This window comes from Cyclobacterium sp., assembly GCF_014762705.1.
GTDB lineage: Bacteria > Bacteroidota > Bacteroidia > Cytophagales > Cyclobacteriaceae > Cyclobacterium.
This window is the reverse complement of record NZ_JABURL010000026.1, coordinates 24,024-37,209: the sequence shown is the minus strand read 5'-3', so window position 1 is coordinate 37,209 and position 13,186 is coordinate 24,024. Positions and strand designations below refer to the sequence as shown.

Here is a 13,186-nt window from a genome sequence, read left to right as displayed (position 1 = left end):
AAGGGTCCATTTGGTGAATGTATTTTCTTTAATTTGGGGATCATTTCAGGTTTGTATGCAAAATACATCTTTGCCTCTACAGAATATTGGAATCATCTTCATTACCAGAACTGATTTTTAACTTTTCTAAAAAGGAACTGTATTCCTGCTTGTATTTTTTCCTTCTTATGGCTTCCACAAATCGCCTTACATCCGTTTTGCTTTCCAATATTAATTTAGGCACCTGGGTGGGCTTTTCATCCTTCCCTTTGGCTACCATGGTGAAATAGCAGGTATTGGTGTGCTTGACTGTTCCCTGCATCACATTTTCCGAAATCACTTTAATGCCAATGATCATGGAACTGTTTCCCACATAATTGACAGAAGCCTTTAACGACACCAACTCCCCCACTTCTACTGGCTGAAGGAAGTCAACTGTATCTACGGAGACAGTGACACAATAGGCACCACTGTGCTTGCTGGCCGCAGCGTAGGCCACCTTGTCCATCAGGGAAAGTAATATTCCTCCATGAATTTTTCCACCAAAATTTGCATAGGAAGGGATCATCAATTCGGTAATGGTTACTCTGGAAAAACTAGCTGGTTTAGCATCAGGATCAGGCCTCATAAAGTTGTGATTTTGGAAACAAATTGATTGGGGCATAAAGCAATATCCAAATATAAGTCCCTATTCATAAATTACCTCATATTTTAAATAGAGGACAACTCATTCCTTGCTGATTTTGAGAATAATTGCCAAAACCAATATACTCAGTAACGCTGCAAAAAAACACCAAATGGAAATTAAATATTCTGAAAAAAATAGCATGGTGATTAAAAAGGATATAAGTACTGCCAATCCCAGGAACCTTATCTCTTTTCTAGCTGCAATAAATGGACTTAAGACAATAGATAGAAAATAAAATGCTCCGCTCCATTTTTCCAAAAATACTGGGAAATCCAGATTGTATTTAATATGTCCCGAGCGAATTTCTGCAGAAAAATCAAAAGCAATCATACAATATAAAAAATAGCATGAAACAGATATTCCTATTAACAAAAGTACATAGAGTGCCTTCCTTCGGCTTCTATTATTTTCAAGAGATAATATGGAAAGGGGTACCCAAATTGGCCATAGCAGTTGAGAAAATCCCAAAAAAATCAAGGTTGGGAAAAATCTCCAATTCGAATGTTCGGGTTCTCCCAATCCAAGCCAAAGCATTCCCTCAGAAACCTGTTGGAGGGCAAACAATAATGGAATAACTGAGAAGGGCAAGCATCGGGGATTTTGGGTTTTCCTTATGGTGGCTATACCAATCGTCCCCAAAACAATACTGGCTCCAAAACTTGCTTCCGCTGAAAAACACATATGCCGGCCGTTTGATTTAATGGTGATTTGAGCTAAGAAAAATCAAAAATGCAAAGTGATTTTTGAAATGAAGCTCAAAAAATAGATGGTTTAATAGGAATTGAATATTTTAATTCCTATAAAATCTCTGTTCCATCCATTATTTCTAAATGGATTGGAATTGTTTTCCAAGGTATTTCTTTTATTCTGCTTATGAATTGGTTTTACCGGAAATTTATCCAAAATCTTTCCTAAGGCAGGGTGAAAAGGGTAGTGAATAAATTCCGGGACATAAATATTCCCTTCCGAACTGCCGGTCCAGACCAATTTTTTAAGTCTGGTATCAAATTCGTTTAGCGTAATGGTTCCTTTTTAGAGGTAATAAATAATTGAGGTTTTTATAGTAAAGCACCATCAAAATGTTATCATTTGGACCTCGATACAATTTTTACCATAAAGACTGAGATTGGCTATTAAGGCTTTTCTCTTAACTCATAAATATAATAACACTGGTAGTCCTTCTCCTCCTTATGGATATCAGCCTGGTCCGCATAATGAAGGTAACGGCCATTGCCCAAGCCCAATTTTAGGATTCCTGGCTTTTCCCAGGGTACAGCTTTCCCAATTTGTTGACCGTCTTTTATCGGAAAATAAAACGTTTTTCTGCTAGCCATATTGGCTTCTAGATCCTCCCTGCTAAGGCCTGAACGGTTTTTTTCAGGATCAATCCCGGTTTTATATTCCACTATAAACCCATCTCCATGTCCGGCGATATGGGTGAAACTTCCTCCAAGTGAAATGTCTTTTCCAACAGCTCCAAACTCTTGTCTACCCGCTTCTTCCATAGGTATTCGGGCAAGTTGGTCTGGTTCCTGTCTTTCCAGTTTAATTTTATTGGCCAACCCCAGGTTTTTATCAAATTGGAATACAATGGAATCGGCAGGTAGAATTAAGGACAATACCCCGGAATGCATATCAGAAAAAAATATGGGTTTATCTTTTCGGGGATAAAAATAATTTTGTTTGAATATACTGCTTTCGTCTATTTTGCCTCCTTTTACCACTTCGCCAGTGACAGAATTTACCAAATGAAAATAATTTAGGGTGTCAAAATATTCTAGTGGATATTTATCCAAAAGCCGGTCGCTGAGATTAGCTATACCATGAGGAACATTGTCAATGTTGAAGGAATTGAAATTGTCCAGTGGAGCATGAATCATCCTCACCATAGTTTCTTGCTCAAAAGAAAAATTCCTTTGCCTTTGCAAGGCCAAATCGTAAATGAAAATTTCCTGATCACTGACAAACATAAGTTCATCACCCACAAACCCCGCACGGTGAAGCACCATCCCAAAGGCATTGGGACCTTCGCTCAATATTTCCTCTGCCAGAACTTCGCCATTTTTATTTACAATAAAATACCTGCCTTCCAGCCCCTGGGTTACCATCAAAAAAATTTCTTTGACGGGATGGTAATCCAAAATCCTTAGTGTCTGCAATTCATCAAATACAAGTGAATCTACCAGGACAAATTCCATTTCTGGTTGCTCATTGAGTTCTTCCCGGGAAGAGCTACATGAGAAGACACCTGAAAAAAGGAAAGCCAGGAAAAGAAGGTATCGATAATTCATCAGTTTTTTTATTAAAACTAAGAATTTAAAATTAAGATATCAACTTTTTCCTGAATTTTACTTCTCAGGACTTCATCTATTCAAAAAACCCGACATCGCGAGCACAGCGAAGGGATCTGAACCGGAGCGAAGGCGTCTGTCCATCGGGAAATGGGAATAGGATCGAAAGGTCGCATGCGTCCCCCTTCAGACTGCCACGGGTGCGAAGGAATGCGCCTTAATTTTTTTAGCCAAATACCGCACCCTACCGATGACGTGTTTGTTAATCCGTTGAAAATCAACATGATAAAAACCCATATCGTCATCCCAATTTCTGCATTTTTTTAAAATGTTAAGTCTCGCAGTGACGGCATAACCCGGCACATTGAAAGGCTCAACATTTAGAACGCACGGCTATTCCAAACGTCCGTTGATGGCTACACCATTGATATTAAATATACAGCCAGTAATAGAATTTTTCAATTATTCTGTCCCCATTCGACGCTTACTTTTTATATTGTGATCATTATTCCAATAAACCCTAACCAATATCCGATTGTAAGGTCATGAATTCAAATATTATTTTTCTTTTTGTTCTTCTGTGCTACAGTTCCTCGGTATTTTCCCAACAAAAATTTGATCCCAAGGATGGCGACAGGTTGATTTATTTGGGCAATGCCTTAATGGAAAACGAACAACAATACGGCTTTTTGGAATATTTGCTCAGCTCCTATTATCCGGAAAAGCACCTTTCCTTTCGAAACCTCGGCTGGTCCGGTGATACCGTTTTTGGTGATGCCAGGAGTTATTATACCAATCCTCCCTCCCCCTTTGACTTATTGATTGATCAGATCAAATCAAACCGGGCCGATTGGGCATTTCTTGCTTACGGAGCCATTGAAGCGCAAAAAGGTCAGGAAAAACTCGGTGATTTTGAAAAGGGATTAAACCGTTTACTGGATTCTTTGGAAACAATGAATACCAAAGCTATTTTGGTTTCCTCCATTCCCCATTTCCTGCATAAAGAAGCAAAATTTGCCAATGATTATGCCGGCGATCTCAAATCCTATAACCAGACCATGGCCAGGGTCGCAAAAGAAAGAGACCTGTTATTTCTGGATATTTTTGAGACTTTTGAAAGCGCAAAACAATCTGATTTGTGGGAGCCAAATGGAATTCACCTGAACCAAAAAGGCTACCTGCTGCTGGCCCGAACAATGGGAGAAAAAATGGGCTTGAATCTAAAGTCCTCCGATATCCTGATCAAAATACAGCAAAAATCATTAACGAGTGGTAATGAAACGAAGGTATTGGATGCCGATTTTAAATCAGGAAAGCTGGAATTTACAATAAATGGAAACGGCCTGCCAGAACTTTCCTTAACGGATCATTTAAAGGGACCTAAAATCAGTATCCAAGGTTTGAAAAAAGGTTATTACCAACTATTTCTTGAGGGGAAGCTGCTGGCTGTTGCCGATCAAAATACCTGGAAAGAAGGTCTTACCATGGATTTTTCCCTTGCTGGAAAACAAATGCTGAACCTGATCCGTGAAAAAGATCAGATTTATTTTCAGCAATACCGACCACAAAACAGAACTTATATATTGGGTTTCCGCTCCTACGAACAAGGAAGGCACCAGGCTGGATTGGAATCTCTGGATGCCTTGATTTTTTGGCTGGATGGCAAGATCAACCAAGGTAAAAATCTGAGAGTGTTGCACTTCAGCTTACACCGTTTACCCTGAAATCTGCTGCGAATATCAAGTATTGAAGATCATTCAAAATGAAAAAAAGTAATCCGATGCAATACCTTACCTTCTCCCAAATTAAGTCTAAGGGCATCACCAAAATCGTGGTTATAACCCTTTTGGAACTTTGTTGCGGAATACATCTTCAGGCACAAAATGCCTTGCGGGACATTCCCTCCCCTGATCCTCAACTTCAAAAGGAAATGTTTCAGGTGGCAGAAGGCTTTGAAGTCAACCTCTTTGCCTCAGATCCTGATGTGGTCAAGCCCATACAGATGAACTGGGATGCTCAGGGCAGGTTATGGGTAGTCAGCAGTACCGCCTATCCACATCTTCGTCCTGGGGAAACAGCCAACGATAAAATCATAGTTCTGGACGATACCAACGGTGATGGTAAATCGGATAAATCCACGGTTTTTGCAGAAGGCCTGATCACTCCTACCGGAATACTTCCCGGAGATGGAGGGGTATATGTTGCCAACTCCACTGAAATTTTACATTTAAAAGATACCAATGGAGACGGAAAGGCAGATGTTAAGGAAAAAATTCTTACTGGATTTGGAACCGGAGACACCCATCACCTTATTCATACTTTTCGATGGGGACCTGATGGCCTGATGTATTTCAACCAATCAATTTATATTTACAGCCATGTTGAAACTCCCTGGGGCATTCGCAGATTGGAAGGTGGCGGCGTATGGCAGTATAACCCGCAAACCAAAAAGCTGGAGGTTTTTGCCAAAGGTCTGATCAACCCCTGGGGCTTACAATTCGACAAATGGGGCAAGGCCTTCTTAACGGACGGAGCTGGAACGGAAGGCATCAATTATGCCTTTCCCGGAGCCACATTTGTAACTGCTCCCGGTGCTGAACGAGTTTTAAAAGGTTTGAATCCGGGTCAGCCCAAACACAGTGGCCTGGACATCGTTTCCGGGAGACACTTGCCCGATAGCTGGCAGGGAAGTCTGATTACCAATGACTTCAGAGCCAACCGCGTTAACCGCTTTGTACTGGAAGAAACCCCAAACGGAATGATATCCCGACAGGCTGAGGACCTTTTGTGGACGGATCATATAGGATTCCGGCCGGTGGATATTTTAGTAGGCCCAGATGGTGCCATTTATATTGCAGACTGGTACAATCCAATTATTCAACACGGAGAGGTTGATTTCCACGATCCAAGAAGAGACCAGGAACATGGCAGGATCTGGCGGTTAACACGCAAAGACAGCCCTCTTGTAAAAAGTCCCAATCTGAACAATATGGATGTTTCCCAATTGGTAGCTGCATTAAAGGCTGCTGAAAACAACACCCGCCTTCAGGCAAAGCTATTGTTAAAATCCAAAGACAAGAGTAAAGTGATATCCTCCCTGAATGCATTCACCCAAAGCCTGGATTCTAATGATGTCAATCAGGAGCAACACCTATTAGAAGCTTTGTGGACTTTTCAGGCTATTGGAGAAGTCAATGAACAGCTGTTAAAAGACTTATTGAATGCAAAACAGGCTGGAGCCAGGGCAGCTGCTGTCCGTGTGTTGAGCCAATGGATCGGCCATATTCCCGGTACCGCTGCATTTTTGGAAAAAGCTGTTGCAGACAGCGATCCCAACGTCAAGTTGGAAGCCGTCATTGCACTGGGTAAAATAAACAGCCCCGAAGCAGCAAAATTGGCACTGAATGTTTTGGATCAACCCATGAACGAATTTCTGGATTTTGCACTTTGGCAAAGCATCAGAAAACTAAAGGATTTCTGGATGCCCAGGCTTATGGCTGAGAAGTCCTATTTTGAAAGCCCGGGAAAAACAGTTTTTGCACTGTCAGCCCTCAATGATGCTGAAAGTGCTGACATGTTGGCACCTATTTTTATTGCCAATGAGGTGCCGGAAGCCCAAATTCAAAAGGTAATCCAGGTTTTGGCCAGGAATGGAGACCAATCCATCGCAGCGCAATTGTTCCAAAAGTCATTATCCGCTTCCAATTCTCAAATCTTATTGCTTGATGCATTGGTCCAAATGAAAAAGCAAAGAGGGATTCAACCAGATTCCCGATTGGACCGGATTTCCCAACTCTATAGTTCCTCCGAGGAAGAAGTTCTTGAAAAGGCATTGGTACTTTCCGGACTTTGGAATCTTGAAGGACAATTGAATCAAATGCTTGATTTTTCATTACAAGGGAGCAAAAGAATAAAAGCGGCAGCAATAGAAGCATTGGCCTCCATGGAAAGCCAAAAAGGAGACCTTATATTGCTGGATTTGGCTTCCAACGCAAAAAATAAAGAAAGCCAGGTACTTGCACTTAGCCAATTGGCACGAAGCAATCCGGAAAAGGCGGTTTCCGGATCATTGAGCCTTTGGCGGGGCGGACTAGCAGAAACTGAGGTTTTGGCTATGTTTGCGGCCTTTTTGAGTACTGAGAAAGGTACAGCCGTATTGCTCCAAAATCTTGAGGAAGGAAGCATTCCGGAATCAGTAGCCAAAACCGGAAGAAAGGCCATGCAACAATACCTGCCCTGGCACCGGCGTAACAGCACCATGGCCCAAAATCTTCGTAAAGCCCTTGAAGCATCAGGAGGTATTTTACCACCCGAACGGATGTCTCAGGATCTGACAAACCAGCAGGTTTATGCCCTGGCACAGGAAGTCAAAACCAAAGCGGATCCCATTGTGGGTGAAAGCATTTACCGCAGAAAAACATTGATGTGCCAAAGCTGTCATGCTCTTGGCGGTGCCGGGGGTAAGCTGGGTCCGGATTTAAGTTCTTTGGGCAGCAGCCTTCCTATTGACAATATCATAGCGTCATTATTGGATCCGGCAGCATCAGTTAAGGAAGGATATGAACTTCAAGAGGTAAATAAAACGGATGGCAGCCTGATGATGGGCTACCTGGTCAGTGACGGGGCAAGCGAACTGATCATGCGGGATATGGCTGGAAATGAAATTACCATTCCCAAAAGCCAGGTGGCTGGAAGGGAAAATGTCTCAGGCTCTCTTATGCCTCCCGGATTAACCGCAAGTTTGGAAAGGCAGGAGTTTATTGATTTGGTAGGTTATTTATCTAAACTAGGTACTTCAGGAGATTTCAGGGTACCCACTGCGAATTATGTGAGGCGCTGGAAAGCATTTTCCGCCCTCGATACGGCTATGGATGGTTCGGGAAAATTATCCCAAGGGAAAACCATTAACCTATACAGTAGGGTATCCGGTAGCTTGCCGGTTACAGAATTGCCTGTTCTTAAAAGTGAATCCGGCAACGACATGGCCGTGCTGCAGTTTGAATTGGAATTATTAAATGAAGGAAAGGTGGCATTGGAATTCAATGAAACTCAAGGATTATCTGTCCGGGCTGCTGATCAAATGGCCACCATTCAGGAGAAAACAGCACTTCTCCAGCTAACCAAAGGAAAGCACCTGATACAGGTAGGAATAGATCTAACTGAATTTGATCCCGCCAGCCTCCGGATAAAGGTGAGGGATCAGGGAACTGCGCAAAGCAGATTATAAGTTGGATTGAAAAACCTACTTTAAATTGCCTGGATAAATGGGTTACAGAAAGGCATTTGTATACCCAATTGCCAAGTCCTGGAATACTATTATTCCAATCCTATATTCCCGGTTTTTCCTGCCTCCATTCCAAACCAATGGAGGTTCTGGGGATAAAGCCTTCCCAGGTTTCATCCAGGGAATTTTGCGGTAAATCCAGGTACCTGGCCTTTTCAGTCATGCCTTTCAGGTGAAGGTCCAGAAAAGCAGTAAGGAAGTGCTGATTGATATTATTGATCCTGCGTTCATTCCAAACAGGCTCTGCATAATGCATGTAATCATCCTTGTTAAGATCCGGAGATAAGGGAGGATTAGGGGCGACATTATGTCTGGCATTCAGGTAAGTAAGCATGTATCTTTCGGTGTTTATTGCTCCTTCGAATATGGCCTTCACCCCATTTTCATAACCAGAAATATCATCCTGATCCCCCGCTATGAATAAGGTGGGAATTTTCAGGTTTTGAAGACCTTCATCATCCCAGGCTCCTCTTGCCATTCCCCAGGGTGCGAATGCCACAATGGCCTTGATCCTTGGGTCGACAGATTTCTGGTATTCCGGATCAGCAAGGCTTCGTTCGGTTAATTTTTGACTTCCCGCTGTCATTTGTCCAAAAGCATTGACGAAGCCGGGAGCATATCCAGCGCCGCCTGCATTCAAAACCCCATAGCCCCCCATAGAGTAACCCACCAATGCAGTTTGGTCGGCATCAACCAATCCTGCTAAAAAGTTGTCAGCATTTTCTTTACCAAGCCTGCCCATTTCTTCCAACACAAAAAGCTGGTCTTTGGATCGGTGATAAAGGGTACTGGCAAACTTTCCGGGATTTTCATGGGTGGATTCGGTATGGTGGATAGCAACGACTACATATCCTTTTGAGGCCAGGTTCTCTGTCAGATAAGTCATCAAAAACCGGGAACCCAGGTATCCATGCGATACGATGACCAAAGGGTAAGGACTTTCACTCCGTTCAGGATCGGCCTCCCGTACTGCCCTGCCCGGAAAGGTAAAAGGTGTCAATGGCCGTTTTTCATCATTGGGTGCGCCGAAGTAATCCTTGTATTGAACCGGTACAGCATTGTCCTTGTGATGAGCAGGGTACCATACTTCTACGGTTAAAGTTCTGTCGTAGGCAGGCTCTTCCTTCTCTTCAAAATTTTGAATATCCGGCTGATTTTCATGTGTCAAATCAAAAGTACGCACCCCTACCTGATAATCTCCCCTGTAGGAAAGAGCCGGTGCATCAGGAAGTGGGTCACCAAAGATAAAAATATCTTCCTGTGGAAAGACATCAATGGCAAAACAAAAATAGCAAGCAAAAAGCGTATAAACAGTTCTGACCGGTTTCATGGGCATTATTTAATTGATTGGATGAAAACTAGGGTAAAAGTAGGAATTATTCTGTTGCCTGCCCTTTGAGAGGAGTAAATTCCATGATTATTTTATCGTACCAGGAAGACTAGAAATTCCATGAAGTGATCATAAAACTGTCATTCTGATAAAGGGTAATAAAAAATCAGAAAATTAAGATTATGTTTGTTAAGCAAATTATTTAAACTAAAAATTCCTATTTTGAGTAAAAACCAACCTTTTAAGGACTTAATCGAAAAAGCACAAATTGAGGACATCAGCCGTTCGGTTTTAAGCAAGCCGGGCAAGGATATTCCTGCTGGAATAGTTGTCTTCCTGGTGGCCTTACCTTTGTGCCTGGGAATAGCTCTGGCCAGTGGTGCCCCTTTGATATCCGGTTTGATATCCGGCATGATCGGGGGATTGGTGATAGGCATATTGAGTAAATCACATACAAGTGTTTCAGGACCTGCCGCCAGTCTTTCTGCGGTGGTACTGGTTGCGATTAATTCCCTGCAGGATTTTGAAATATTTTTACTTGCGCTTTTTCTTGGTGGATTGATACAAATAATACTAGGATTCCTGAAATCAGGAATGATCGCTGATTATATGCCAACGAGTATCATCAAAGGTCTCCTGGCGGCCATTGGTTTAATATTGATTTTTTCCCAACTGCCATATGCTCTGGGAGTTGAAATGGATGATAGCCGAATACTAGATTATTCTCAGGATTTTTTTTCGGGTGTTAAAGAAAAAATTATTGTACTGGCAGCCTCTTTTGCCCCCGGAGCCCTTGTATTGTCGGTGATTTCTCTTTTGGTTATGGTTTTTTGGGACAGAACACCTTTAAAAAAAATAAAATTATTGCCTCCTTCCTTATTCGTTGTGATTTTAGGCGTTTTATTAAACCAACTTTTCAAATTTTTCATTCCCGAACTTTACCTGAGTGGAGTTCACCTGGTCAGTATTCCAGAAATTAATGACATTTCCTCTTTCCTTACTTTTCCTGATTTTTCGGCGATTACCAATTTCCAGGTTTGGACCTATGCCTTTACCATTGCTATAATTGGGTCCATTGCAACCTTACTTAACCTGGAAGCCACCGATAACCTGGATCCGCATAAAAGAAGAAGTCCTCCTAATCAGGAATTGGTAGCCCAGGGCGTCGGAAACACCATCGCCGGCCTGGTCGGAGGGATCCCCATCACCTCTGTCATTGTAAGAAGTTCAGTAAATATTGAAGCGGGAGCAGAAACAAAACTGTCTACCATCATACATGGTTTTTTGCTGGCCATCAGTGTATTGTTTCTAAGCTCTGTAATCAATTTAATTCCTTTAGCTACTCTAGCTGCTATATTACTCCTGGTAGGATATAAATTGACTTCATTTACTATCATTTCAAGGATGTACCATAAGGGATGGTCCCAATTTGTTCCTTTTGCAGTGACAGTAATGGCCATATTGATGACCGATGTGCTGATTGGTGTACTGATAGGTTCTGCATCCAGCGTATTTTTTCTTTTGAGAGGCAATTACTACAATCCATTTTATGTGGAAGAAACCAATTTCAACAACAAAAGGAAAACCATTAGGCTTGAATTATCAAATGAAGTTTCCTTTTTGAATAAACCCGCCATCAAACGTACTTTATGGAACCTACCCAAAGGGACACGTGTGGTAATTGATGCCTCATTTTCTTCCTATATAGAACCTGATATTTTGGAAATTTTTAATGACTACAAAAATACTTTTGCCAAGGAAAACCAAATTGACATTACTATTACAGGACTAAGGGAAAATTATTCGCCAAAAAATGAAGTAGTAGTAGATAAAAAAGAAATCATTGACAAAAATGAACTGAAAACTCCCGGCCAGATACTCCACTACCTGGAGGAAGGCAACAAGCGGTATGTAGATGGAAACCTGGTCTCCAGAAGGTTTCAAAACAAGGAGCTAAAAGATTTTATTAAAGTTGATCCTCTGGCAATAGTGGTAAACTGTATTGATATGCGCGAACCCTTAAATATGTTATTGAATTCCGGTATTGGTGACCTTATCCCATTGAAGGCTGCGGGTAGCTTACTGGATCCACATTTGATCAACAGCATAGAAATTTCCTGCAGGGAACAGGGGGCGAGGTTGATTTTAATTATGGGTCATTCAAACAATAAATTGATAAAAAATGCCCTAAAAAATCTCCTTGACAAACCCGCTGATCCCATAAGCCCAATATTGCAACCTGCATTGGATGCGGGGGTTTTTGTTCCGGAAAATTTACACCAGTTTGACATTAATTCCCTGTCTGATAAAATTTCGGTATGGAATATGGACTATTCCCAAAGAGAGATTATCAGGTCAAATCCCTATCTTAAGAAAAAAATCGGGGAAAATAAAATCGGTCTGGGAGCCGCTTTCTTTAAAAGAAAGAATGGGAAAATTGACTTTTATCCCCTATATCAGGAAAGTTTTGTTTAAATCTGAAAGGAAAGAAGTCTTAAGAAATGTAAAAAAACTACAGTGCAAAGGCAGTGGTTAAAAAAGGTATGGCGAACAACCCTAACCAGTTTAATTACTATGGAAAATTTTGCAAATTTTCTACCAAAATAATCACGATTATGGCAAATCCAGGTAAAATATTAACTGGTACTCGAAATTTAAAGAATAACTGAATCCTATTTAAACCTAATAATTCATGTGTCGGATGAAACAGTCATTTAAAGGTGTTTTAAGATTATACACCATTTGTTGTATTATTACCCTGGTAAACGGATGTGCTTCAGGTGTTGCCAATAATAACAATCAACTAGCAGAATGGAAACCCCTGTTTAATGGAAAAGATCTGGAAGGCTGGACACCAAAATTCCACCACCACGAAACCGGGGAAAACTATGCCAATACCTTTCGGGTAGTGGATGGGGCCATACAGGTTAATTATGAGGATTATGACTCATTTGATGCACGCTATGGGCATTTGTTTTACGAAAAACCATTTTCAACTTTCCACCTTAAATTTGATTACCGGTTCACCGATCAATGGATGGAAGATGCTCCTTCATATACCTACAGGAACAGCGGAGTGATGTTTCATTCCCAGGCTCCGGAAACCATTTTAAAAGAGCAGGATTGGCCCATATCTGTGGAATTCCAAATGCTGGCAGATGCCGAAGATGGAAACCCACGACCCACCGGAAACATGTGTTCTCCCGGTACGGAGGTATTTTTCAAAGATGAAATGGATCCCAGGCATTGCATCAACTCCTCCTCTCCCACCATTCCATGGAACGAATGGGTAAAAGCTGAACTAATCGTATATGGTGATTCCCTGGTCATCCACAAGGTAAATGGAGAAACCGTCCTTGAATATACCAAACCACAAATTGGCGGAGGGGTTGCCAACGGCTTCAATCCTGCCATTAAAATTGATGGCAAGATGCTTAAGGAAGGTTATATAGGTCTTCAAGCCGAAGGACAAGGTGTGGAATTTAAAAACATCCTCATTAAACCGTTAAATTAGTCTTCCATTTTTCGAATGGATCAACCTTCCATTTTGCCTTGATGAAGTGAAATTGGTAAGGTAATTGCAATCTAAGAAAGAAAATAGGTCAATTTTCAGT

At 41.5% G+C, this 13,186-nt stretch carries 8 protein-coding genes; 4 read left to right on the top strand and 4 right to left on the bottom strand.

Annotation, left to right across the window (positions count from 1 at the left end):
* Positions 1 to 76 precede the first annotated feature (76 nt).
* The 3 genes from HUJ21_RS04255 to HUJ21_RS04245 all read right to left on the bottom strand — a co-directional run bounded on the left by HUJ21_RS04255 (position 77) and on the right by HUJ21_RS04245 (position 2,958).
* The gene (locus HUJ21_RS04255; protein ID WP_291367624.1) at positions 77 to 607 is read right to left on the bottom strand and encodes an acyl-CoA thioesterase; all 531 of its coding nucleotides are present in this window, start codon (positions 605 to 607) and stop codon (positions 77 to 79) included.
* Between the two features lie 99 nt (positions 608 to 706).
* A complete protein-coding gene (locus HUJ21_RS25065; RefSeq protein ID WP_366483626.1) occupies positions 707 to 1,348 on the bottom strand; it encodes a DUF6629 family protein in 642 nt (213 codons plus the stop codon).
* A 452-nt stretch (positions 1,349 to 1,800) separates the two neighbouring features.
* Positions 1,801 to 2,958, bottom strand: a complete 1,158-nt coding sequence (locus tag HUJ21_RS04245) for a hypothetical protein (RefSeq protein WP_291367620.1) — start codon at positions 2,956 to 2,958, stop codon at positions 1,801 to 1,803.
* 545 nt (positions 2,959 to 3,503) lie between these two features.
* On the opposite strand from HUJ21_RS04245, the gene HUJ21_RS04240 reads away from it, so the two are divergent.
* Together HUJ21_RS04240 and HUJ21_RS04235 are read left to right on the top strand one after the other, a co-directional pair.
* Positions 3,504 to 4,682 carry a GDSL-type esterase/lipase family protein gene (locus HUJ21_RS04240; protein WP_291367618.1) on the top strand — a complete coding sequence of 393 codons (1,179 nt, stop codon included), beginning with the start codon at positions 3,504 to 3,506 and terminating at the stop codon, positions 4,680 to 4,682.
* Between the two features lie 38 nt (positions 4,683 to 4,720).
* Positions 4,721 to 8,185, top strand: a complete 3,465-nt coding sequence (locus HUJ21_RS04235) for a PVC-type heme-binding CxxCH protein (protein WP_291367616.1) — start codon at positions 4,721 to 4,723, stop codon at positions 8,183 to 8,185.
* Between the two features lie 100 nt (positions 8,186 to 8,285).
* Here HUJ21_RS04235 and HUJ21_RS04230 read toward each other — a convergent pair whose 3' ends face one another.
* Complete coding sequence (locus tag HUJ21_RS04230; protein WP_291367614.1) at positions 8,286 to 9,572, bottom strand: dienelactone hydrolase; 1,287 nt, start codon at positions 9,570 to 9,572, stop codon at positions 8,286 to 8,288.
* Positions 9,573 to 9,794: 222 nt separating this feature from the next.
* Here HUJ21_RS04230 and HUJ21_RS04225 point away from each other — a divergent pair, with 222 nt between their 5' ends.
* Together HUJ21_RS04225 and HUJ21_RS04220 are read left to right on the top strand one after the other, a co-directional pair.
* Positions 9,795 to 12,047: a SulP family inorganic anion transporter gene (locus HUJ21_RS04225; RefSeq protein WP_291367612.1), complete on the top strand. Its 2,253-nt coding sequence runs from the start codon at positions 9,795 to 9,797 to the stop codon at positions 12,045 to 12,047.
* 226 nt (positions 12,048 to 12,273) lie between these two features.
* On the top strand, positions 12,274 to 13,086 hold the full coding sequence (locus HUJ21_RS04220) for a DUF1080 domain-containing protein (protein ID WP_291367610.1): 813 nt from the start codon (positions 12,274 to 12,276) through the stop codon (positions 13,084 to 13,086).
* The last annotated feature ends 100 nt before the right edge of the window (positions 13,087 to 13,186 follow it).